25 protein-coding genes and 1 other annotated feature are annotated in these 24,756 nt (G+C 30.6%); of the genes, 5 read left to right on the top strand and 20 right to left on the bottom strand.

The window, feature by feature from the left end:
• Positions 1-21: 21 nt before the first annotated feature.
• From KVH43_RS09120 to KVH43_RS09110, 3 genes are all read right to left on the bottom strand, one after another.
• On the bottom strand, positions 22-1,173 hold the full coding sequence (locus KVH43_RS09120; RefSeq protein ID WP_218282231.1) for an N-acetylmuramoyl-L-alanine amidase: 1,152 nt from the start codon (positions 1,171-1,173) through the stop codon (positions 22-24).
• A gap of 58 nt (positions 1,174-1,231) precedes the next feature.
• Positions 1,232-1,672 (bottom strand): hypothetical protein, encoded by a 441-nt coding sequence (locus KVH43_RS09115; protein ID WP_338028334.1) that lies wholly within the window; start codon positions 1,670-1,672, stop codon positions 1,232-1,234.
• Between the two features lie 90 nt (positions 1,673-1,762).
• Positions 1,763-2,455: a metallophosphoesterase gene (locus KVH43_RS09110; protein ID WP_218282229.1), complete on the bottom strand. Its 693-nt coding sequence runs from the start codon at positions 2,453-2,455 to the stop codon at positions 1,763-1,765.
• 143 nt (positions 2,456-2,598) lie between these two features.
• On the opposite strand from KVH43_RS09110, the gene KVH43_RS09105 reads away from it, so the two are divergent.
• The gene (locus KVH43_RS09105) at positions 2,599-3,237 is read left to right on the top strand and encodes a nitroreductase family protein (RefSeq protein WP_218282228.1); all 639 of its coding nucleotides are present in this window, start codon (positions 2,599-2,601) and stop codon (positions 3,235-3,237) included.
• 97 nt (positions 3,238-3,334) lie between these two features.
• Here KVH43_RS09105 and KVH43_RS09100 read toward each other — a convergent pair whose 3' ends face one another.
• The 6 genes from KVH43_RS09100 to KVH43_RS09075 form a co-directional block, all read right to left on the bottom strand.
• Complete coding sequence (locus tag KVH43_RS09100) at positions 3,335-4,138, bottom strand: GTP pyrophosphokinase (protein ID WP_218282227.1); 804 nt, start codon at positions 4,136-4,138, stop codon at positions 3,335-3,337.
• A 179-nt stretch (positions 4,139-4,317) separates the two neighbouring features.
• A complete protein-coding gene (locus KVH43_RS09095) occupies positions 4,318-4,995 on the bottom strand; it encodes an HAD family hydrolase (RefSeq protein WP_218282226.1) in 678 nt (225 codons plus the stop codon).
• A gap of 115 nt (positions 4,996-5,110) precedes the next feature.
• Positions 5,111-6,172, bottom strand: a complete 1,062-nt coding sequence (gene gap, locus KVH43_RS09090; RefSeq protein WP_218282225.1) for a type I glyceraldehyde-3-phosphate dehydrogenase — start codon at positions 6,170-6,172, stop codon at positions 5,111-5,113.
• Positions 6,173-6,394: 222 nt separating this feature from the next.
• Entirely contained in the window at positions 6,395-7,351 is a 957-nt protein-coding gene (gene mnmL / locus KVH43_RS09085) for a tRNA modification radical SAM protein MnmL/YtqA (RefSeq protein WP_218282224.1), read from the bottom strand.
• A 38-nt stretch (positions 7,352-7,389) separates the two neighbouring features.
• On the bottom strand, positions 7,390-7,794 hold the full coding sequence (locus tag KVH43_RS09080; RefSeq protein WP_218282223.1) for a universal stress protein: 405 nt from the start codon (positions 7,792-7,794) through the stop codon (positions 7,390-7,392).
• 183 nt (positions 7,795-7,977) lie between these two features.
• Positions 7,978-9,249: a M14 family metallopeptidase gene (locus tag KVH43_RS09075; RefSeq protein WP_218282222.1), complete on the bottom strand. Its 1,272-nt coding sequence runs from the start codon at positions 9,247-9,249 to the stop codon at positions 7,978-7,980.
• A 126-nt stretch (positions 9,250-9,375) separates the two neighbouring features.
• Between KVH43_RS09075 and KVH43_RS09070 the strand changes: the two genes are divergently transcribed.
• Positions 9,376-9,618 carry a hypothetical protein gene (locus tag KVH43_RS09070; RefSeq protein ID WP_218282221.1) on the top strand — a complete coding sequence of 81 codons (243 nt, stop codon included), beginning with the start codon at positions 9,376-9,378 and terminating at the stop codon, positions 9,616-9,618.
• 45 nt (positions 9,619-9,663) lie between these two features.
• Here KVH43_RS09070 and rlmN read toward each other — a convergent pair whose 3' ends face one another.
• The 6 genes from rlmN to KVH43_RS09040 all read right to left on the bottom strand — a co-directional run bounded on the left by rlmN (position 9,664) and on the right by KVH43_RS09040 (position 14,444).
• Positions 9,664-10,710, bottom strand: a complete 1,047-nt coding sequence (gene rlmN / locus KVH43_RS09065) for a dual-specificity RNA methyltransferase RlmN (protein WP_218282220.1) — start codon at positions 10,708-10,710, stop codon at positions 9,664-9,666.
• 61 nt (positions 10,711-10,771) lie between these two features.
• Positions 10,772-11,017 (bottom strand): DUF1292 domain-containing protein, encoded by a 246-nt coding sequence (locus tag KVH43_RS09060; RefSeq protein ID WP_218282219.1) that lies wholly within the window; start codon positions 11,015-11,017, stop codon positions 10,772-10,774.
• 157 nt (positions 11,018-11,174) lie between these two features.
• Complete coding sequence (locus KVH43_RS09055; protein ID WP_255547728.1) at positions 11,175-11,933, bottom strand: peptidylprolyl isomerase; 759 nt, start codon at positions 11,931-11,933, stop codon at positions 11,175-11,177.
• A 60-nt stretch (positions 11,934-11,993) separates the two neighbouring features.
• Positions 11,994-12,668 (bottom strand): MgtC/SapB family protein, encoded by a 675-nt coding sequence (locus KVH43_RS09050; protein ID WP_218282218.1) that lies wholly within the window; start codon positions 12,666-12,668, stop codon positions 11,994-11,996.
• A 131-nt stretch (positions 12,669-12,799) separates the two neighbouring features.
• On the bottom strand, positions 12,800-13,177 hold the full coding sequence (locus KVH43_RS09045; protein WP_218282217.1) for a CoA-binding protein: 378 nt from the start codon (positions 13,175-13,177) through the stop codon (positions 12,800-12,802).
• Between the two features lie 79 nt (positions 13,178-13,256).
• The gene (locus KVH43_RS09040; RefSeq protein WP_218282216.1) at positions 13,257-14,444 is read right to left on the bottom strand and encodes a DEAD/DEAH box helicase; all 1,188 of its coding nucleotides are present in this window, start codon (positions 14,442-14,444) and stop codon (positions 13,257-13,259) included.
• A gap of 196 nt (positions 14,445-14,640) precedes the next feature.
• Between KVH43_RS09040 and KVH43_RS09035 the strand changes: the two genes are divergently transcribed.
• Both KVH43_RS09035 and KVH43_RS13455 read left to right on the top strand, forming a co-directional pair.
• Positions 14,641-15,084, top strand: coding sequence for a cell wall hydrolase (locus tag KVH43_RS09035; protein ID WP_218282215.1), 444 nt, complete (start codon positions 14,641-14,643; stop codon positions 15,082-15,084).
• 35 nt (positions 15,085-15,119) lie between these two features.
• Entirely contained in the window at positions 15,120-15,509 is a 390-nt protein-coding gene (locus tag KVH43_RS13455; RefSeq protein ID WP_218282214.1) for a hypothetical protein, read from the top strand.
• A 119-nt stretch (positions 15,510-15,628) separates the two neighbouring features.
• On the opposite strand, the gene KVH43_RS09025 is transcribed toward KVH43_RS13455, so the two are convergent.
• Together KVH43_RS09025 and ileS are read right to left on the bottom strand one after the other, a co-directional pair.
• On the bottom strand, positions 15,629-17,362 hold the full coding sequence (locus KVH43_RS09025) for a putative bifunctional diguanylate cyclase/phosphodiesterase (RefSeq protein ID WP_218282213.1): 1,734 nt from the start codon (positions 17,360-17,362) through the stop codon (positions 15,629-15,631).
• A 144-nt stretch (positions 17,363-17,506) separates the two neighbouring features.
• Entirely contained in the window at positions 17,507-20,614 is a 3,108-nt protein-coding gene (ileS, locus tag KVH43_RS09020; protein ID WP_218282212.1) for an isoleucine--tRNA ligase, read from the bottom strand.
• Positions 20,615-20,666: 52 nt separating this feature from the next.
• Positions 20,667-20,889: a binding site (T-box leader), on the bottom strand.
• Between the two features lie 232 nt (positions 20,890-21,121).
• On the opposite strand from ileS, the gene KVH43_RS09015 reads away from it, so the two are divergent.
• Positions 21,122-21,364: a DUF5320 domain-containing protein gene (locus KVH43_RS09015; protein WP_218282211.1), complete on the top strand. Its 243-nt coding sequence runs from the start codon at positions 21,122-21,124 to the stop codon at positions 21,362-21,364.
• 321 nt (positions 21,365-21,685) lie between these two features.
• Here KVH43_RS09015 and KVH43_RS09010 read toward each other — a convergent pair whose 3' ends face one another.
• The 3 genes from KVH43_RS09010 to speE are packed head-to-tail and all read right to left on the bottom strand — an operon-like array spanning position 21,686 to position 24,696.
• Positions 21,686-22,969: a dihydroorotase gene (locus KVH43_RS09010; protein ID WP_218282210.1), complete on the bottom strand. Its 1,284-nt coding sequence runs from the start codon at positions 22,967-22,969 to the stop codon at positions 21,686-21,688.
• 34 nt (positions 22,970-23,003) lie between these two features.
• Positions 23,004-23,855, bottom strand: coding sequence for an agmatinase (speB, locus tag KVH43_RS09005; protein ID WP_218284129.1), 852 nt, complete (start codon positions 23,853-23,855; stop codon positions 23,004-23,006).
• Entirely contained in the window at positions 23,842-24,696 is an 855-nt protein-coding gene (speE, locus tag KVH43_RS09000) for a polyamine aminopropyltransferase (RefSeq protein ID WP_218282209.1), read from the bottom strand. Before speE ends, speB begins: the two co-directional genes overlap by 14 nt.
• Positions 24,697-24,756 lie beyond the last annotated feature (60 nt).

Raw genomic sequence — 24,756 nt, 5'->3', positions numbered from 1 at the left:
AGACTGCTATTTAAAAGCAGTCTATGAAAAATGATCTATTTCTTTTTTTATTGTATTAAATAATGCTTCATATTTTTTTATCTTTTCCTGCATTCTCATATTATCTTCTTTCAATTTTTTATTTTCTTCTAAAATACCTTCTCTGTTTGCCGACTCTTCCTTCACAGAAAAGAATATGAATTTATCAAAAATTTTTAATATTTTTTCTCCATAATCATTCCCCGGAATAGCCCATTTACCATTCAAATCCGTTACATATATACAAGAACCTAAAAGTCCACGCTCTGCTAATATTGTATATCTAGGGTCTACAGCAGGATTAACTAAAGGCTCTTTACTTGCATATCCTTTTAAATGCTGAATATGTGCTCTAACCCCTATTTGTGGACTAGAAAAGCTTGCTGCTCTTCCTTTTTGAGTAGCATTAGTAGCCCCAAGACCTGCATAATTGTTCTGCTCAGGAAGAACAATCCCTCCAAACCTAAAAAATCCTGTTTCAAGAAGCGCCTGAGCAAAAGCTATATCTCCTCTTACTCCTTCTGTAGCTCCTTCATTAAGATAATAATTCACTATTTCCTCTGGAGTACACTGAATTTTAGGCACTGGATTAACCGTTAGTAAATATTGTTTCATCTGTTCCTTCGTGGCTACAGAATCTCCTAATATTTTTATACGATTTTCTATTTCTTCAAGAAACATAGCTTTATTCAAAGATGTCCCTGGACAAGTTTTATTGGAATATTCTCTATGAAATATTAATTTTTTGGTATGAAAGATCTCAAATAATCCTTTAACAAGCTTTTTAACAGCCTCTAATTGTGCTCCTTCAAGCTTTTCATAGCCCTTATCGAAGTTTCCAATCATTTCAATAGCAAAAGCATTCTTATTATGTCCTGAAATACTAGCCGGCATTAAATTTACATCTCTTCCATCCCATATAAGTCCATCAGGAGAAACACTCACATGCTGCCCAATATCACGCCATTTCAGTGTTTGAGTATGATATTTCCACATACCATAAATAATTTTTTCTTTATTGCTTGCTAAATAATAAGTTTTCTTTGTAGGCTTCCACGTATGATGCAAATGAATGTCTGTAATCTTTCTTTTCAATTTCAAATTTCTTAAATAAGCTAAATAACTTTCTACTGTATAACTATGAAATCTTCTCATTTTTTCACCTCCTGCTTAATAGATATGCAGAAAATAAAAAAATGATATCGTTTTAGTTTTATTTTCTTCTTCCTTCTCCATGTTTTATATGCATTTTTGCATTTTCATGATTGAGCGATTTTCTTAACTGTTTTTTCGTTGACTCAAGCTCTTTTTCTATTTCTCTCCTGCATGAAGGACAATATTTATGATGTGCTGAAAGAAGCAAGCAACCACATCTTTTACATTCAAAATTCAAATATTCATTTGGAATCTCAATAAGTCTTCCCTCTCTAACAAAATTATTTATAATATGATATGGAACTCCTGTTTCTTGTTCAATTTCAAAAGCAGTTGCTCCAGGGTATTCTTTTAAATATTCCTCAATTTTATCAAAAATTTCTTCAATCTTTCTAAAGCATTCTGGACAATAATCATATAATGATCTTTCATCAATAATTTTTTTGCATCTTTTACAGGTTCTTACCAATATTCCTTTATTATATTTCTTATTTTTCACCATATTCCACCTCTGTCATAAAATATGTTTTCCTCATATTATAACATATGCAGAGCATTATCATTATTAGCCCTAATAATAAATGACTGATCAATCTAAAATTTTTAATGGTTTAAACTCCAATGCATCACAAGATGTTAAATAATAATAAACACCATTTTTCTCACCTTGCAGTCCACCATCAAAAGATTCTTTTCCATGAAGGTGTCCATAGATTACTTTCTTGACTCCATAAGCTTCATATATTTTAGTAAATTCAGAAGGCTGCAATTTATCATTAGTAGGTGGATAGTGAGTCATAACTAATAGCTCCTTATATCCATCCTTTACAGCAGCTTCTATTGATAATTTCAATCTATGCAGCTCTCTTTCATATATTTTTTTATCATGTTCAGTAAATTTATAATCATTTGGGCATATCCATCCTCTTGTGCCACATATAGCATAATTTTCATATATAAAATAATTATTTTGCAAAAACTTTATATCTTCAAACAATCTATTCATCTTTGTGACAGAACTCCACCAATAGTCATGATTTCCTCTAATTAATATTTTTTGTCCTGGAAGAGAATGCACCCATTCTAAATCAACCATTGCCTCGTCTAAATTCATAGCCCAAGAAGTATCACCAGGAATTAATACTAAATCATTATGATTTATTAAATTTATCCAGTTTTTTCTAATTTTTTCATGATGGTTTACCCAATGAGCACCAAAAATATCCATTGGCTTATCTACACCAAAGCTAAGATGCAAATCACCAATCACATATATCGCCATTTATTCACCTACTTTAACATGAAATTACTTAAATATTATACCCTAAATTAGAAAGATTTTCTTAACAAAAGCTAAATTAAATTGAACTGTTTTTACAAATCATATATAATATCAAATGTAAAAAAGTTAAGGAGGATGATCTTTTGAGTAACTTAGAATTTATTTACAAAAGACATAGCGTTAGAAGATTTAAAGAAGATGCTGTTCCTGTAGAAGATATCAAAAAAATGATTGAAGCTGCTACATATGCCCCTTCAGGTAAAAACGTTCAAAATTGGCATTTTGTTGTTATCACAAACAAGGAAAAAATTGAACAAATCGCAAAAATTATTGAAAGAAAAAATGCTGAACTAGCAGATGCACTTAAAAATGAAGCTATGAAAAAAAGCTTTACTAAATTTTTAAGATTTTCAACAGTATTCAGAAATGCTCCTGTACTTGTTCTTGTATATACTGAGACTTCCTACAAGCCTACTGGTCTTGATGTATTGAAAGAAATAGGTGCTTCAACAGAAGAAATACATAATCTTTCAAAAACAAATCCTGCTATTCAAAACATAGGAGCAGCTATGGAAAATCTTATGCTTGCTGCTGCGAATATGGGCTATGGCACTTGCTGGATGACTAGCTCAAACTATGCCGCAAAAGAAATTGAAGCTTTCATTGGTTTAGATAAAGAAAACTATTTCCTAGCTGCCATGACACCTATTGGTGTTCCTAGTGGAGAATTAAAAAGCCCACCTCGAAAATCAGTAGAAGAAGTTTTGACAATAATTGAATAATAGACAAAATAAGCGAGAATTCTTTTTAAAACAAAAAGTATTCTCGCTTTTTATAGAATATACATATCTTTATAGGTTTAATAAAGCTACTTTATCTTTATTCAAATGCTTTATATTTATCTACAGCATGCTTCACAGCTTCAGATAATTCAGTCAGTTCAATAGTATTGCTTTCTCTTAAAGCTTTATTAAATTTTTTCTGAAATGCTTTAGCTCTTTCTCCTTTTCCAACACTCTTTAAAAGTTGAATATTATTAACAATACTAGAAACTGTATTCGATCTTGCTTCAAAAAGCTTTTGTGCGTTTATTACTTCATCTCGAATAGCCCACATTTCCTTATCTAAAAGATACGCAGCTTCTGCTGATTTTTTTAGTCTTTCTTTAATAGGCTCAGGAACATTTTTCTTATACTTATAATTAATGGAATGTTCAATAGTAGCCCAAAAATTCATTGCTAAGGTACGTATTTGAATTTCAGCAAGAATTTCTTTATGCCCAAAAGCTGTTTGTATAGGATATTTTATAATAATATGATAGCTTCTATATCCACTTTCCTTCCTGTTTTTTATGTAATCTTTTACATATTCAATTTTCAAGTCTTTTCCATCTCTTTGTTCAATCAATTCTACCACTTTATATATGTCATCTACAAACTGACACATTATTCTAATCCCAGCAATATCTTCTATTTTTTCTTCGATTTCATCCTCAGGAATCCCATATTTTTGAGCTTTTTCTAAAATGCTAGATACTTTTTTTACTCTTCCTGTAACAAACTCTATAGGAGAATACTCACTCATTTCCCTAAGTTCATTACGAATTGCTTTAAATTTTACCTTTAATTCTTCTACTGCTTGTTCATAAGGTATCAGAATCTTTTTCCAGTGCCTCACGTGCATCTCACCCCTTACTTATGCTGCTATTGCACCTTATTCAATTATCTTCTTAGGCAACCTTATAATGCCTACCATTATTTATTCTATATATATCTGAAATATAATACACTCCAATATTTATTGTAAGATAAGTTTTACAATTGTTCAAGATGTTCCTAAATATATATATACTATCATATCTTTCAACCAAATATCCCTAAAAATTTATTTTTATCTTCTAAGCTTTCTAATAAATAATCTGGAGCATATTCCCTTAACAGCTCTGCACTATGGGCACCCGTAGCTACAGCGATACTTTTTATTCCTAATATTTTCGCACATTCAATATCTAATTTTGTATCTCCTATAACATAAATATTTTCTCTATTATATATTATTCCATTAAAAGCTTGAGCACGCTGAATAGCCTTATGAACCATTTCCCATCTTTCTATTGCTTCATCTCCAAAAGCACCTACCTTAAAATATTTATTTAAATTATGTGGTTTTAACTTAATCCTTGCTCCTTTTTCAATATTTCCTGTTCCTAAAGCATGGAAAATATTATATTCCTGACTATTATGCTCAAGAATAGCTTTCACCCCTGGTAAAATTTTTATATAGTCTTTATCAATAAGCATTTCTTCAAGAACTTTACAATAAATATCAAAAAACAAATCAATATCTCTATTGATAATATTATTTTTATCAAAAGCATCATTTACAATCATTGCATCTAATCTTCCTGCCATATTCACTTCTTTAAATGCTTTTTCTAATCCAAATAGCTGATAAAAAGCTTTTTCCATAGCAGCTCTTCCACAGCCTTTACTGTTAATCAATGTTCCATCAATATCCCAAACTATTAATATATCCTTCATAATAGCCCCCTTAATATTTGATTCATTATAATTTGAACTACTCCTATTATATCATTTTAAATGAATATGAAAAAATAATCCTGCTTTTCATCACAGGATTATTTTTTCACGTATTTTATGCCATACAATAACATCCAATAGCTTTTTTACATTCATTATGTTTATAACCAAATCCTATTTCACCAATATACTCAGCTAAATCAATCACTCTATTAGAATATCCCCATTCATTATCGTACCATGCAACAATTTTTATCATATTCTCTCCAACCACTGCAGTAGATAATCCATCTACTATAGACGAACGATAATCCTTTTTATAATCTATTGAAACAAGCGGCTCATCAGAATACCCTAAAATACCATATAACGCCCCTTCTGAAGCTTCTCTCAATTTATCGTTTACTTCCTCTACTGTAGTAGATTTCTCTAATTCAACAACTAAATCTACTACAGAAACTACAGGAACTGGCACACGCATTGCCATTCCATGCAGTTTGCCCTCTAATTCTGGTAGTACCTTCGCTACAGCTTTAGCAGCACCTGTTGTAGTAGGAATAATAGACTCAGCTGCAGCTCTTGCTCTTCTTAAGTCTTTATGTGGTAAATCTAATATTTTTTGATCATTTGTATATGCATGTACTGTTGTCATTAATCCTTTTACAATTCCAAACTCATCATGAAGCACCTTTGCAACTGGAGCTAAGCAATTTGTAGTACATGATGCATTAGATACAATATCATGCTCATCTGGATCATATTCAATATGATTTACACCCATAACAATTGTTTTATCTTCATTTTTCCCTGGAGCAGTAATAATTACCTTTTTTGCTCCTGCCTCAATATGCTTTTGACACTCTTCTTTTGTTCTAAACTTTCCTGTAGATTCAATAACAATATCTACCCCCAATTCCTTCCATGGAATTTGTGCTGGATCTTTATATGCTGTAAATGCGATTTCTTTATCTCCTACGACAATTGAATTTTCAGTAGCCTTTACTTCATATGGCAATATTCCATAAAGCGAATCATACTTAAATATATGAGCATGCTTTTCTGGTCCACTTGTGCTATTAATAGCCACAATCTCAATATCCTTTTGTCTTTCTAACCATGCTCTTAATACATTTTTACCAATTCTTCCAAAACCATTAATCCCTACTTTTACTGACATATTATATCCCCCTATCATCAAATATATACACATATATCAATAGATATATGTGTAATTGTATGTTTTATTTATTTATTGTGTTATATTATATTATAATATTAACATAAATATTGCCAATTGTATATATTATAATTGTTTTTTATGTCAAAAATAAAAAAATCTCTTTTAAAATATTAATATTTTATTAGACAAAAAAATACATAGACAAAATAAATATCTTGTCTATGTATTGATAAATTGTTTTATAGCTTTTCCATTTAAATAATTAAACTTTTTTCCTTGATAACTATCTAATTTTTCCATTTTTTCATCAATAGCGTCTTTTATTTTCCACCAACTAGTATTCCAGTTGCAAAAAATAGTATTTTCCTTTGGTGCTCTCCCAATCAACCTTTGAACAATAATATTAGGATTTAAATACTCTAAAAATATTATTACACTATTTATATATTCCTCTAATGAAATAATTTCAAATTCTTTATTTTCATACATGCTTCCCATAACCGTATCCTTTAAAATATATAAAGAATGTAGCTTTACTTGCTCTACACCAAGAGCTGATATGATTTTAGCTCCTTCTATCACATCTTCTTTATTATCCCACGGAAGATTTAAAATCATGTGCACGCAGCTTTCAAAACCATAATTTTTAATACGAAGTACCGCATCAATCAATTCTGCGAGAGTATGTCCTCTATTTATTTTCTTTAATGTATGATAATTAACGCTCTGAAGACCTAATTCTATAGATATATTGATATTATTTTTTTCTTTGACCTCTCTTAAAAAGTCTAAATATACATCATTTATACAGTCTGGTCGTGTAGATATTGCAATTTCTACTATATTCTCTTTACAAGCTGCAAGGATATATTCCTTGAATTTTTCTAAAGGTAAATAGGTATTTGTGAAGTTTTGAAAATATGCAATAAATTTTCTAGCTTTATATTTTTTTTGAATATAAGCTATATTAGTATTGAGCTGCTCTGTAACTGATATAGTATGCTCTAAGTTTTCAAAACCAGCACCTTCTTCTCCACAAAATATACATCCACCCTTAGCAATAACGCCATCTCTATTTGGACAAGTTACAGGAAGATTGATAGGAATTTTATATACCTTTTCTCCATATTTTTCTTTTAAATATTGTGAATATATCCTGTATCTATTTTTTTTCACTGATTCATTTCCCTTCTATGCTTTTTTCTATTTGCACCTTAGCATACCTTTTCTTTTTGCTCTACAGGTACCGTTTCAATCTCTACTCCTTTAGGTAATTTCTTTTCTAATTTTCTTACTACATTTTTTTCTTCCTTCTCATAGGATTCTCCTACTACAATTAAATCTATATTATTTTTTTCAGTTAATTTTTTTAATGTTTCTAATACATCATTAGATCTTACCACAGTCAAGTTTGCACCATAAGCCTTTGCTTGTTCAAATAAATACTCTAAAGCATCTCCATCTTTTGACTTCCCTAAAAAATGATAGCCTTCTTTTGCTACATGTATAACAAAAAGCTCTCCATTATATTCGTCTCTTATTTGTGCACCTCTTCTAATAAGTCTTTCACAAGTTTTTTGCTGTGTTACACATACCATGATATTTTGAATATTTTCCACTTTAAAACCCCTTTCAAAAATGGAACTCGTATTAACTTACTTTGTATATTACAAAAACTCTTTTCCAATAACATTATACTACAAACTATTATGTCCTGCTAGTATACGTGACACTCCATATGCATAAATGAGTGATATCTATATACAAAATTTTTTCATATTAAAAGCGGCAAAAAGCCGCTTTTATACAAGTGGTGCTAATAATAGAATTTCTTCATTATCATGATATATTTTATCAAACTGTTCAATTGGAAGAGGATTTTCCCCTTTTCCTACTTCAATAGTATACCCAGGTCTTCTATATTTATCTATAAACCAGTCCTTATATCCTGCATAAGATGCAATACCATAAGTCTCAGCTAATGTATATCCACTTACCTTAGCAAAAAATTCTCCTATTTTTTTTGCTTCAATGGGAGCGAGATTTTCAAAATCCCAGTATATTACCTCTCCCTGACTATGATATGCAAGCACCAATCTAAAATTATGATTTCTAGTAAAATCTGCAACCGTCTTTGATTCAGGTTCAGACTCTGGATATGGGCCAGAGTACCTTGTAGGACCTGGACCATAAATACCATATTCTTTCTCTGCTTCCTTTGACTTTTCCCATAATGCATCATAATTATGATTCAAATCTACACCTCTATTATTAGCTTGCCAGTTCTTTGAAAAATCTATATTTCCTTTATTCCATTTTATTAATTGATAATAATATGGATTATTTCTTTGTAGTCCATTAAGTACTAAATCTATACCATCTGGATTTACCATAGGAATAATATATATAGAGCTTTTTTCCCATATATCCTTCGTATTATATCCTCTTATAACTTCTTCTCTTATATATGCCTTTGAAAAATTTTCAATAAACTTCATAAGTAGTAAAGATGTAATCCATTCTAATGAATGATGTGCACCATTGTAAAAAACCTGATTAGGTCCATTTCCTAATTTTATATAATATAAATTTCTTCCCAAAACACTTTTCCCTGCAATACCTACCTCTAAAAATGGATATCTTACCTTCAGCCCTTCAATATCTCTTTTCATAATATCATATGTATAGTCAATATTTGTATCTACAATATCTATACCATATGGTACAATAATTTTTTGTCCTATCTGTAAATAATATGGATTTACATTAGGATTCGCTGCTATAATATTTATAACCTTCGTATAATATTTCCTTGCTATTTTATACATGGTATCTCCTGCTTTTATTGTATAAATATCATATCCTAATAAAAGTGGTTGTAACACTTTCATGGTATTAGATCCAATAATTCCATCAGGTATGAGTCCATTATCCTGTTGAAATTTTTTCACAGCCATTTCTGTCTTTTCTCCAAATATTCCATCAATAGGACCTGGGTCATATCCTATTTTTTTAAGGAGTGCTTGAATCTCCATTACATCTGTTCCCTGAACCCCTCTCTTTAAAACTCTCAATCCTATCCCCCCTATCATCTACTATTACTATAATATTCTTTTTTTCATAAATATGTGCCTTCACTTTTCATACATTATCAAAATTATGTTATACTAAATACGATATATGATTTTAGGAGGTAGAAAATGAAAAGGTATACAAAAGTAATCAGAATGACAGGATATTACTTTACAAAAGAATTTGAAAAAAAGAAGCATCATAAAAATAAAGTAAGAGAAGTTAAAGAAGAAACAGTAGCAAAAGCTTTTCTTGAAGGAAATACTGAAATTTTAATATATTTTCAAGAAAGTGAACGTGAAATTATTATTACTCCTCTTAGCGACCCTAAAGATATTAAAAAATATTTAGGAAATAAATTCCTTCTATAAAAAATCTCTACAGTATTTACAGCTGTAGAGATTCTATAAATTTTTCTATCTACTTCTTCTTTTTTTATCATATTTCCTTCTCAATTGACCACAAGCAGCATTGATATCACTACCTAATTCCCTTCTTATAGTTGCTTCAATGCCATTAGTCTTTAATATTTTTTGGAATTTTTTTATTCTGTCTATTTTTGCAGTATCATATTCTCTTTCATCTATTTTATTAAGAGGAATCAAATTTACATGACATAATATATTTTTTATTTTTCTCGCTAACTCATTAGCATGCTCTGTAGTATCATTCACATCTTTAATAAGTGCATATTCAAAGGTAATTCTTTTATTTGTCTTATCTGTATATATCTTACATGCTTTCAACAATTCATCTAAAGGATATTTGCGATTTATAGGCATCATCTTACTTCTTAATGAATCATTTGAAGCATGCAAAGAAATTGCTAGAGTAACTTGTAGTCTTCTTTCTGCTAAATCTAATATTTGAGGCACTAGCCCACAAGTAGATACTGTTATATTTCTAAGACTTATATTCAAACCCTCTGGATGGTTTATAATATCAAAAAACTTTAGTATTTCTTCATAGTTATCAAAGGGTTCTCCACTTCCCATTATTACAACATTTGATACTCTTTCCCCAATATCCTTTTGTATGGATAATACTTGATCTAATATCTCTCCTGCACTTAAATTTCTTATAACTCCATCAATAGTAGAAGCACAAAATGTACATCCCATCCTACAGCCTACCTGTGAAGACACACAAACAGAATTTCCATGCTTATATTTCATCAATACACTTTCTATAATATTTCCATCTTCTAGAAGAAACAAATATTTTCTAGTACCATCAATTTTAGAAATCAACACATCCTCTATTTTGATCTTTCCTATATTTGCTTTATCTTTTAACTTTTCCCTTAAATTTTTTGAAAGATTACTCATTTTATCGATATCATTTATTCCCTTGTGGATCCATCCAAAAATTTGTTTTGCTCTAAATTTCTTTTCTCCAATAGATTCTATAAAAATTTCAAGTTGCTTCATCGTACAGCTTTTTAAATCTATTTTACGCTCCATATAAATAAACTCCTTCTTTTATAAGTATAGGAAAACCTTAGCGTAAGGTTTTCACTAAGGTCTATTCTTCATCAAAGTAAGATTCATACTCTTCAGTTACACGAGCAAATTCATCATCATCCTCGATTGCTATGTACTCCTCTTTTCCATCTACCTCAATAACTTTGTACACATAAGCATCTTCTTCTTCTCCAACAGGAGCTAATAGTGCATATTTGTCTTCTTCAATATTTAAGGTATCAACAACTTCAAAATCTATTTTTTTTCCTTCTTCATCAATAAATGTTACAATCTTTTTTTCTTGCATATCTAATCTCCTCTCATATACTTGTATAATAATTATATATTGAAGTAATCCTCTAGTCTATAACATTCTTTATTTTTGACAAATGCTTCATTTTCTAAACTTTTTCATCTAGTATTATACTTTTATCACGAAAAAAGATCAGAACATAATTTCTGACCTATTTGAGCAATTCTTCATTTGATGTAATTTCATACTTCCCTCTTAATTGATCTGTATAACTTTTAAATTTTTCATTTTGTTTATTTCTTAATATATATTGCTCAAGTTGCCCTTTTACTTGATCAAAAGGCATTGTACTAGCAGCTTTTTTATCTTCAACTTTAATAATATGATAACCAAATTGAGTTTTTACAAGCTCACCCATTGCTCCTACTTCTAGTTCAAAAGCAACCTTTTCAAACTCTGGCACCATTTGTCCCTTTTGAAAATATCCTAAATCTCCACCCTTTTCTTTAGATGGACATTCTGAATATTCTGCTGCTGCTTCCTCAAAATTCTTTCCATCTTGTATTTCTTTTAATATCTCTTTTGCCTTTTCTTCATCTTTCACTAATATATGCTTTGCTCTAACAGAATCACCTGTTGTAAATTGCTCTGGATTTTTTTCATAATATTCCTTGATTTCAGCTTCATCAACCTTTACATCTTCTAATAATTTTTTAACAGCATATTGCTTTAGTAAATTTTCTTCTACAGATTTAAGTTCTTTTAAATATTCTTCTTCCTTATCTAAACCCTTTTCCTTAGCATCTAAATAAAGCATTTGCTGGGTAATCATCTCATTTAACAAATATTTTTTACCTGCTAAAGTATTTAACTGCATTTGTTGCTCTTTTGGTGCATGCTTTAATACTAAGTCTAAATCTTCCTTCGTAATTTCAGTACCACTAACTGTTGCTAAAATTTCTTTGCTCATTTTATTTCTCCTTTTTTTTATTTTCTTTCTTATCATAACATAATCTTTTTATATAGTCTATTATCCTTCCCAATTTACACTTTTGATCCCTTCTATTTTCCCGATGCTTGTAAATAATATTTCTGGTGAAAAATGAATCGGCACCTTAACCGTAATATCAATATGAAGGTTGTTATCTTTATATTCTTCAAAAGGAGACATTTTTATATATTTTATAGTGATATCATACTGCCCTAATAAAGTTCCAATCTCTCCAATTAGTCCTGGTCTTTCACAGCATATCACATGTAAAGTTTTATACTTATCTTTAAATACAGTTTTTTCAAATAATCCTAAACTTATCAAAGAAAATAAGACAATTCCTGCTGTAACTAATCCTCCTAAGTAGTATCCATTTCCTATCGCTAATCCTATACAACCACAAACCCAAAGACTTGCAGCAGTAGTTAATCCATGAATACAATTTCCTTGCCTTAGAATCGTTCCTGCTCCTAAAAAACCAATACCACTTACTACCTGTGCTGCCAGTCTTGCTGGTTCTCCTCCAGAACCATTTACACCAAAACCATTAAAGCCATACATAGATATAAGCATTATAAGTGCTGCTCCTGCAGTAACCAAAATATGAGTTCGAAACCCTGCTGGTCTATTATTAGATTCTCTTTCTAATCCTATTAGTCCTCCTAAAATACTTGCCAACACTAATCTAAAAATAATTTCAGTAGAGCTAATCATCTTATCCTCCTTTCAATAGCTTAATATCTATCATTTTATCATAATCAAATAAAATGCACCATTACATTGCATCTATTGAAATGTTTCCTTTATTATATGAAAAGAGGAACAAATTTGTTCCTCTTTTTTGTTTATATTCCTTTTTTTGATAATTCCACCAATACACAGCTTTCAAGATAAGTAATTCCTTTTTCTTTACAAAATGATTTAATCTCTTCGCTTCCAGCTCCTGGTTGTATTAAAACTTTATTTATTCCTAATTCATGTGCTTCCTCAATAATTTTCATTCCTGTATTTGGATTAATACAAAGGTCAATAACATCAATTTGCTCTTTTATATCCTTAAGACTTAAAAAAACTTCTCCACTTTTGTCTCTAGGATTTATTAAAAATACATTATAGCCTGCATCTATTAGCCTATTTTTAATCTTATGAGCAAATTTTGAAGGATTCAATACATCTCCTACAACAGCCCAATTTTTATAATTTAGCATTTCTTGACCATTCATAAATATCATCCCTTTCTTTTATGCTCTCTTAAAATTTTTTATTTATCCTTTATCTATTATAAGTATACCATACCCATATTTATCTTTTGTAATCATAATTCTTATTTGTAACTTTTTTTCTATTAATAATCTCTTGCACAGGAATCAGTTTCCCATTTCTAATAACTATTGGTATAACCTTTATATTAAGAGATTTCATCATCTTATATAAAATAAATTTTTCTCTATCTCTTATAATATTAATTACAACGCCTTCCCTATCCATTCTTCCCGTACGACCTGCACGATGTAAATAATCTGTTTGATTAAGTGGTAAATCCATATTAAAAATATGACTTACTTCTTGAAAATTCATACCTCTTGTAAAAAGATCTGTCGTAACAAGAATTTTTAACTTCCCTTTATTAAAAGAAGTTAATAAATGTTGCCTTTCTTGATTTTTTGTTCTTGTTTGTATACCACCTACAGAAAATCCTTCACTTTTCAATTCTTTTACAAAACGATCTACATTTTGATTATTATTAATAAATATCAAACTTTTTTTAGGCTTGACATTCTTTAAAATTTCTACTAAAGTTTCTGTTTTCTTTAATTTTTTAGTTATAATATATTGATGCTCTATTTTTGAAGGGATTGGTTCTACATGATCTAAATTTACAAACACAGGTTCTTTCATTAATTTATTTAATATTTCTTTTGCTTCTTTTGAAATAGTTGCCGAAAAACTCAAGAGCTGTCGATCCTTTAATGTTTTATTCACAACTGCAAAAATTTTATCCCGTAATCCTTGTTCTAAAATTTGATCTACTTCATCTAATGCAATAATCTTTACATTATGCATTTTGATCTTTTTTAGCCCTATGATCTGTACTAATTTCCCTGGCGTTGCAACAATCAATTGAGGTTTTTTCTTTAATTTTTCTAATTGTTTTTCTAATTTTATGCCTTCTACAACAGCTTCTACAAGAATATTTGTCCCTTTAGTAATAAGCTCTGCTTCTCTTTTAATCTGAAGGCTCAACTCTCTACTAGGTGCTAACACTAACATTTGAAGTTCTCTTTTGGAGGGATCAATTTTTTCTATCATAGGCAGCAAATAAGCAAGTGTTTTTCCTGTTCCTGTTTTGGCTTTTCCTATAACATCCTTTCCCTTTAATGTTAACAAAAAAGTTTCAGATTGTATTTTTGTAGGTGTGATAATATGATTTTCTTCAAGCTTCTCTAAAATAAAATCCTTAAAATTATAATCCTTAAATTGTTTATCCATAATCTGTTTCTCCTTTATTTTATTGATTTTATATATTATACCCTATTTTTCAAAATATAGATAAGCGAATGCCTTTGATAACTCTTATAAATAGTTTTTCAATCATTTTATAACTATTCCTTTAAAATATTTAGTAGCATTTTTTTAATTCATGCATAAATTAATATTATCAGCAACAAAAATGAGGTGAATAAACATGGCTTATTCAGATAGAGAACTCCTTGCAAGAATTATTAAGTGTGAAGCAGGTGGTGAAGGAGATAATGGAATGAAAGCTGTAGCCACGGTTATCATGAATCGAAAAAGAATCCCTTATGGAGAATATCACCGTATAGGGCAGGGTGATATCCGAAAAATCATTTATCAAAAAGGTCAATTCGATTGTGTTCGTTCTGTTCTTGGAGGAAAAGCAAATCCACAAACAATTTGGGCAAATCCACCAGAACAAGTCCATTATAATATAGCAGATTGGGCACTTTCTGGAAACAGATTATTTACTGTTGGCTATTCACTATGGTATTTCAACCCATTTAAACCTACTTGTCCTTATACATTCCCCAGAAATGGAACAGGTCGTTTCCAAGTAAAAGTAGGTCAGCATTGCTTTTATAATCCAACAGAACTATATGCTAAAACTTAATATGCTCTAAATATATTTATTAAGGAGGTTTATTTATGTTTAATGATTTTCCAAACTACTACTATCCCTGGATGCCAATGTATCCAATGACACCAAGTATGCCTATGCCATCAAACCACGAAGAAGCTATGCCACCAAATAACCCATCACCTATAACACCACCTGCTACTCAAATACCACCAAATTTTGATTTTGAACCTGGTCCACCTGTTCAAGACGATATTAATTATACTCAAGGATATTTAAAAACACAAATCGGTGAATATGTAAAAATAGAGTTTTTAATTGGAACAAATATGCTCATAGATCGTGAAGGTAAATTACTTGATGTTGGAATCAGTTACATCGTTATACAAGAACCAGAAACAGATAATTACTTAGTGTGTGATATTTATTCTATTAAGTTTGTAGAAATATTTAAATAATATTGTATTACAGACTACTACTCCATAGTGAAGTAGTCTTTTTCTTGTAACAAAACTAATAATTTAATGCTTCCTCTTGATACGATCTCTTATTAAGAAAAACAGTAGTATCCTCAATACTACTGTTTTTCTACTAGTATTTTTTCAAATTCCCATGAACTTACAGGTGGACTAAATAAATATCCCTGTATCTCATCACAGCCATATTTTTTTAGCCAATTTAACTGTTCTTTGGTCTCAACACCCTCAGCAATAGCTTTTAATCCTAAGCTATTAGCAATCCCCATAATAGCAAGAACAATAGCTTTATTGCTTTCATCTTTATTAAGATCTCTTATAAACAACTGATCTATTTTTATTTTATGAATAGGAAAACTTCTAAAATAAGCCAAAGAAGAATATCCAGTACCAAAATCATCAATAGCTATTTTAATACCCATTTGATTAAATGTTTTTAATGTCTTTATTGTAAAATTAGGATCTAGCATAGCACTACTCTCTGTAATCTCAAGCTCTAAATCTTCCGGTCTTATTCCTGTCTCTTTTATGATTTTCGTAATTTTTTCTATTAGATTCTTTTGCTTAAATTGCAGTGGTGAAAGGTTTACAGAAACTCTAATATTTTTTAATCCTTTTTTCTGCCAAAGTATATTTTGTTCACAAGCTTTTCGTAAAACCCACTCTCCTAAAGGAACAATAAAGCCCGTTTCTTCTGCTAATGGAATAAACTTAGCTGGAGAAATAAGTCCTAATTTAGGATGCTTCCATCGAATAAGTGCTTCTGCTCCAATAATTTCTCCTGTAGTAGTTTTTACTTGTGGCTGATAATAAAGAATAAATTCTTTTTTTTCTAATGCCTTATACAGATCATTTTCCATAAGCAACTGTTCATATGCGCTTTCATTCATCTGTGGAGTATATAATTGATAGTTATTTTTCCCTTTCTCCTTTGCACGATACATAGCCACTTCAGCATTTTGCATCAAACCTTCCATACTATCTCCATCAGATGGATAAATGGTTATCCCTATACTTGCAGTCACATAGATTTCATGACCCTTTAATAAAAAATACTTCTCAAAAATATGAAAAATCTTATGTACTATTTTTATAACGTTTTGTACGCTTTTTATCTCTTCAAGAATGATAATAAACTCATCTCCACCTAATCGTCCAACTGTATTTCCTGCATCCACACATTTTTTTAATCTCTTTGCTACAGCTTGAAGGAGCATATCTCCAATATGATGCCCTAAAATATCGTTAATACGTTTGAACCGATCCAAATCCAAAAAAATCACCGCAAGCATTTTATTGTTCTTATACGCATGAGCTAATGCCAGATTCAAGCGATCCTTTACCAACTCTCTATTGGGGAGTTCTGTTAAAACATCATGATAAGCTTGATATTTTATATGCTCTTCTTTCATTACACTATCTGTAAGATCATGAAATACGGAAACATATTGAAGAGTTTTTCCACTATCATCTTTTACAGCAGAAATATTCAGCCATTCTAGATAAGTTTCTCCATTCTTTCGTCTATTCCATATATGCCCCTTCCACTCTCCCTTTTCTATAAGTTTTTTCCACATTTGCTTATAAAAGTTCTTATTATGCCTCTCAGAACGCAAAATACGAGGATTTTTTCCAATAGCTTCCCTTGCACTATATCCAGTAATAACAGTAAATGCTGGATTTACCCACTGTATTATTCCTTGTGAGTTTGTAACAGCAATTCCTTCACTGGTATTGTTGAATACTTTTTCTGCTATACGCAATTTTTCTTGGGTTGTTTTTAGACCTGCAACATTTTGTATATCTGCTCTTATTTCATTATTTACCTTATTCATACAACTCCTCCAGCTAATCATTAAAAGCTTACTCTGTTCCATTTCGGAAATATTTTACCATAGTTAAAAATATTTCTCAATATCACTTCTATTAGCTTATATATTTCAGAATCGAAAAAATCAGCCAAACGGCTGATTTTTCTATTATATTCTCTCTAGCTTAATCCCTGTCTTATGACCATTTAAGTTTTGTTGCTCAAAGCTATTATCTGATACCATCTCAATACTTTCTGCTAAAGTTTCTTGCATAATATAATCCTTATGGATATTTATAGCTTTAGTGATTTCATCATCTCCATCAAAGTAAATTCTAATTTTATCCATCATTTCATATCCATTGTTTTTACGCATTTGTTGAACTTTAGAAATAAATTCACGAGCAAACCCTTCATCGATTAACTCTTGTGTTAGAGTTGTTTCTAAAATTACAAACAGATTATTCTGCATCTGTACAGTAAATCCTTCCTTTGCAGAAATAGTAATCAATACATGATCTTTGCTTAAAGAGAAAGTCTCTCCATCTACTGATACTTCTACTGTTTCACCATTTTCAAGCTTTGGTACTACACTAGATGCATCAAGGCTAGCTAATGCTTTTCCAAGAAGTTTTATTTTTGAACCAAATATAGGCCCTGCAACTTTAAAGTTTGGTTTTAAGCTAAAGTTCATAAATTGGTTCAATTCTTTTTCAAACACCACTTCTTTCACATTTAATTCCTCTTTGATAAGTGGTACTAAATCAGAAATTAATGATTCATATTTTCCATCAATCATAATTTCTTTAACAGGTTGACGAACCTTGATCTTTGATTTTTCTCTTGCTGCACGTCCTAAGCCAACTAAATCTCTAACAAGGTCCATTCTTTCTTCTACCTTTTTATCTATTAGAGCTTCATCTACTTCTGGATAGTATGCTAAATGTACAGATTCTTCTCCTGTTAAATTTCTATACATCTCTTCTGATAAGAATGGCGCAAATGGTGCAACCATTTTTGAAATACCTACTAATATTTCATAAGTTGTATTGTACACAGCCTTTTTATCTTCTGTTAGTTCTGTTGCCCAAAAACGTCTACGTGCACGTCTTATATACCAGTTCGATAAATCTTCATTTACAAAATCCTGAATTTTTCTCACAGTTTTTGTTAAATCATATATCTCAAGCTCTGCTTTTACGTCTTTTATTAAACTATTGTATTTTGATAAAATCCATCTATCAAGCTCTGGACGCTCATTATATGGAACAAAGAATTCCTTTGGATTGATTTCATCTGTATTAGCATATAGAGTAAAGAAATTATAAACGTTTTTAATAGTTCCGAAGAATTTACTTTGTACTTCTTTTAGTCCATCTAAATCAAATCTTGTTGGTGTCCATGCAGGAGATACATAAAGTAAATACCATCTTAATACATCTGCTCCATACTTATCAAAAAGCTCAAATGGATCTACTGTATTTCCTCTTGATTTAGACATCTTCCTTCCATCTTTGTCTAAAAGCAAGTCATTTACTAATACGTTTTTATAAGGAGATACACCTTTAACAAATGTAGAAATTGCAAGTAATGAATAGAACCATCCTCGAGTTTGATCAATCCCTTCACAAATAAAATCTGCTGGGAATAATTCTTCATCAAAATTCTCTTTATTTTCAAATGGGTAATGATGTTGTGCATAAGGCATAGCCCCACTATCAAACCAGCAGTCAATCACCTCTGTAACCCTTGTCATTGTACCGCCACATTTTTCACATTTTAAATGCACATCATCTACATATGGTCTGTGTAATTCTATATTTTCGTCTATATCTTCAATAGCTCTTTCTGCTAATTCTTTTCTTGAACCAACGGAGGTAGTATGTCCACATTCACATCTCCAAATATTCAGTGGTGTACCCCAATAACGATTTCTAGATAATGCCCAATCGTTTAAGTTCTCTAACCAGTTTCCAAACCTTTTTTCTCCTACATAATCAGGATACCAATTTACTGTATTATTATTTTTAATCAATTGATCCTTTAGTTTTGTCATTTCAATATACCAGCTTGGCTTCGCATAATATAAAAGTGGTGTTGAACATCTCCAGCAGTGCGGATAATTATGTGCTACCTTTTCTTTTTTGAATAACTTTCCTTCTGCATGTAACCACTTAATAATCTCCACATCTACATCAGGATCCATTACAAATCTACCTTCCCAAGGAGTAGCCGTATATTTTCCACTTTCATCTACTGGTTGAATTACAGGAAGATCATATTTTCTACCAACCTGATAGTCATCTTCTCCAAAAGCTGGTGCAATATGAACAATACCTGTTCCATCTTCAGTAGTTACATAATCAGCAACTGTTACAAAAAATGCTTTCTTATCAGGCTTTACAAAAGGCATTAACTGTTCATATTCCATATATTCTAAATCTTTTCCTTTTAATTCTTCTAATACTTCAAATTCTTCTCCAAGTACTCTATTAGCCAATTGCTTTACTACATAAAATACATTTCCCTTTGATTTTACTTTTAAATAAGTTTCTTCAGGATGTACAGCTAGTGCAACATTTGATGATAATGTCCAAGGTGTAGTTGTCCATACTAAGAAATACTCATCTGCATCTTTTCTTTTAAAAGCAGCAATTACAGTATTAGATTTTATTTCTTTATATCCTTGTGCTACCTCATGAGAAGCAAGTCCTGTTCCACATCTAGGACAATATGGAAGGATTTTATGACCTTCATACATATAACCTTCATTGAAGAATTTATTTAATATCCACCATACAGATTCAATATAATCGTTATCTAACGTAATATATGGATTGTCTAGGTCAATCATATATCCCATTCTTCTTGTCATTTCTCTCCATTGTTTTTCATAGGAGAATACAGACTCACGACACTTTTTATTAAATTTATCAATTCCATAGTTTTCAATTTCTTGTTTGTCAGATAAATTTAATTGCTTTTCAACTTCAATCTCTACAGGTAATCCATGCGTATCCCAACCTGCTTTTCTTTTTACTTGATGACCTGTCATAGTTTTATATCTACAAACAGAGTCTTTTAATGTTCTAGCCATTACGTGATGGATTCCTGGTCTTCCATTTGCAGTAGGAGGTCCTTCGAAAAATACAAAAGGCTTCCCATCTTTTCTTGTTTCAACACATTTATTCAAGAGATTATTTTTATCCCAAGAATCTGAAATTTTGTTTTGAACTTCAGCTATTGGTAAATCAGATAAAGTCTTAAATTTTTCCATCTCCTTCATCCTTTCTATTTATTTTTCAATAATAAAAGTCCCTAAGCAAATGCTTAGGGACGAATAAACCGCGGTACCACCCTTATTATAAGACTTATACGTCTTATCACTCAATGCATCATAACGCATGCCTGCGAAAATCCCTACTCGTATTATACTTTCAGGATTTCAGCTCCAAGGTGATCTTCATAAAAAGATTTGTAATAATCTCTCACCAAATGATTATTTCTCTGTATACGCAATCTTTTTACTACTGTCCTTATCCTAACCTTTTATTATTTTATAATTTTACATTATATTTTACCTGTAAAATAATAAATTTGTCAAGGGATAGGCTGAAATTTGTAAACATAATTTTACATATCATTTCAATAAAGACACTATACTCTTTTTATAATTTTGAACATATGACCAAAATTTTTTTCGCAGAGTTATTGACATATGACCAAAACTGTTTTACAATAAAGATAAATAGCATATGCTAAAAATAAAAAAGGAGATGATTATATGCCAAGATTAGATGGAACAGGACCAATGGGAATGGGTGCAGGAACTGGAAGAAGAAGAGGTAATTGTAATATTTATAATGATTCAGTAAGATATAACAGAGGTTATGGAAGAGGTTTAGGACTATGTAGATGGATAGGAAGTGAAAAAGAGTTTCTTGAAAGAAGAAAAGAAATTCTTGAAAATGAACTTGAAGCAATAAAGGACAGATTAAATAAAGATACTGGCAAAAGTGAAGCATAAATAATAAAAAGATAGGAATTAATTTTATTTCCTATCTTTTTATTATTTTATGAAAATCATATAAACTATAGGCAAACAACTTCAAAATGAAATATAAAAGATAGTTCATTCCAGATAACTTTTGAAAAAACAAAACTTCATTCCATGAAAAAATACTAAACCTTCAAAACTCACTTCGTTCAAACAATGAAGGTTCTTAACGTATTTTTCATGAAATCTCAGTAAGTTTTTTTACAAAAGTTATCGAAGTCATTCACTTATCTTTATATATTTCTTTTTTTATGTTGATGTTGTTTACCTATACATAGGCTATAGATAAACTTATAATATACTTCTTTCTATATATTTTATTTCACCACCGACTATTGTCATCACAGCTTTTCCTTTTAATTTCCATCCATCAAACGGTGTATTCCTTGCTTTTGAATAAAATTGTTCTTTATCAACAACCCATTCCTTTTCAATATCGATTATTGTAACATCTGCATCGCTACCAAGCTTTAATGTACCCTTTGGAATATCCAATAGCTTTGCTGGATTATAGCTCATCTTTTTTACCAAAGCTTCAAGTGTCATGCTTCCTTTATGAACAAGCTCGGTAAGTGCTAATCCTAAAGCTGTTTCAAGTCCTATAATACCATTAGCAGCTTCTACTAAATTTTTATCTTTATCTGCTTTCGTATGAGGTGCATGATCCGTTGCAATCAAATCAATAGTTCCATCTAACAAACCTTCCTTTATAGCTTCTACATCTTCTGCTGTTCTTAAAGGAGGACTCATTTTTGCACTGCTTCCCTTTTTTAATATCTCCTTATCAGTCAAGGTAAAATGATGTGGGGCAGCTTCACAAGATATATTGACTCCTTTTTTCTTTGCCTCTCTTACAAGCTGTACTCCATTTTTTGTAGAAATATGTTGAATATGAACCTTAGCTCCTATTTTTTCTGCTAAGAAAATATCCCTTGAAATAATCACTTCCTCTGCTAAAGGAGGAATACCTTCTAAATTTAATTGTTTTGATATTTCACCTCTATTTATAGATCGATCATAAACCATATCTATATCTTCACAATGAGTACTCACTAAAAGATCTAAGTTTTTTGCCTCTTCCATTGCTTCATACATAACTCTAGTGTTCATAACAGTCTTACCATCGTCTGTAATACCAACAATACCTTCATTGATTAAAGCTTTATAAGGAGTTAGAATTTTTCCTTCTAAATCTTTTGTAATGCTTCCCATAAAGTATATATTACAAGCTGCATCTTTTGCCTTTTCTTTTATATAATCTATCGTATGAACATTATCAATCACAGGACTTGTATTAGGCATACATACAACACTTGTAAAGCCTCCAGCTACTGCAGACAAAGCTCCTGTCTTAATTGTTTCCTTTTTTTCAAACCCCGGTTCACGAAAATGTACATGCATATCAATAAGCCCGGGTACAATATATTTACCACTAGCATCAATGACCTTTTTATTTTCCACTTGAATATTTTTTTCTATTTTTATTATTTTTCCATGTTCAATCAATAAATCTAAAGGTTCATTGATCTTTTGAGATGGGTCTATAACCCATCCTCCTTTTATTAAGGTTTTCATAAAATCTTCTCCCTATATTTCCCTTTTTATGCTTTCACTCAATAGCTAACACCAATTCTCTAAGAATCTTACAAGCCACTGCTGTTGAAGCACCGCTCGCATCGTAATGAGGGGAAAGCTCTACAACATCAGCTCCTACAATGTTTAGATCTTTAATCATACTTATTACTTCCATCATAGCATGAAAAGATATTCCTCCTGGTTCAATAGTCCCTGTTCCTGGGAAAACAGAAGGATCTAGAATATCTAAATCAATGGTTACATATACAGGTCTATCTCCTATATCTTTTACTGCTTCCTTTAACCCATTACAATTGAACTTTGTTAACCTTGTATGCTCTTTCGCCCACTCAAATTCATATTTTTCTCCTGATCTTATTCCAAACTGGTAGATTCTATTGTCCCCAATAAAATCCCAAATTCTCCTCATTACAGTTGCATGAGACAGCTTCTCTCCCAAATAATCCTCTCTTAAATCTGTATGCGCATCAAAATGTAGAATATATAAATCTTTATACTTTTTATACACAGCTTCTACAGCTGGTAATGTTACAAGATGCTCCCCACCAATCATTACAGGTATTTTACCATCTTCTACAAGCTCTGCTGTAAAATCTCTAATCATGTCTAGTACCTTTTTTGTATTTCCAAAAGGAAAATCTAAATCACCTGCATCAAATACAGAAATATCTTCTAAATCTTTATCTAAATATGGACTATATGTTTCTAATCCATAAGACTCATTTCTCATAATGCTTGGTGCAAATCTTGTTCCCGGTCTAAAGGATGTTGTCCCATCAAAAGGACTCCCAAAAACAACTATTTTTGAATCTTTATATTCATTATCAAATCCTAAAAAAGTTAAAATATTTTTAAAACGCTCCAGTTTCAATCATCTCCTTAACATAATTAGGAAGTGCAAAAGCACCTACATGAAGATCTGTATTGTAATATTTTGTTTTTAATCCTAAGTCATTCCATTTTTGTGCATCAAGATCTTTTACTGGATGAAGCTTTTTAGATGCAAACCCAAATAACCAATGTCCAGAAGGATAAGTTGGAATATGCGCTTGATATACTTCTGCAATCGGAAAAATATTTTTGATCTTTTTGCTTGCTCTAATCATTTCTTTTGCATCAGCTTCATAATAAGGACTTTCATTTTGATTTACAAGAATACCTTCTTCTGTTAATGCTTTGTAACAATTTCTATAAAATTCTGTTGTAAAAAGTCCTTCTCCAGGTCCTATAGGATCTGTTGAATCTACAATGATTAGATCATATATATTTTCTTTTCCTTCTACAAATTTGATGCCATCTTCAAAATAAAGACTTACTCTTTCATCATCTAATTTACATGCAGTAATCTGAAAATGCTCTCTTGAAGCATCTACAACTACTTTATCTATCTCAACCATATCAATCTTTTCTATTGTTTTATATCTAGTAAGTTCTCTAACTGTTCCTCCATCTCCACCACCAATAACCAAAACACTTTTGATATTTGGGTTTGTTGCCATTGGCACGTGAGTAATCATATCATGATAAATAAATTCATCTTTTTCTGTAATCATAACAAGTCCATCTATTGTAAGTAGCTTTCCAAATTCATATGTATCAAAAACATCAATCTGTTGAAATTGACTAGTTTTTGTATAAAGCTGTTCTTTTACCTTAATTGAAAATTTAACAGTATCTGTATAGTTTTCTGTATACCATAATTCCATATTTTTTTCCTCCTACTCTTTTATTTTGCTACTCTCTTAAATAACTTTACAATAGTAGCT

The sequence above is a fragment of the Crassaminicella indica genome, from assembly GCF_019203185.1.
GTDB classification, from domain to species: Bacteria; Bacillota; Clostridia; order Peptostreptococcales; family Thermotaleaceae; genus Crassaminicella; species Crassaminicella indica.
Note: the sequence above shows the minus strand (reverse complement) of the source record. Positions and strands in the feature narration are given on the sequence as shown.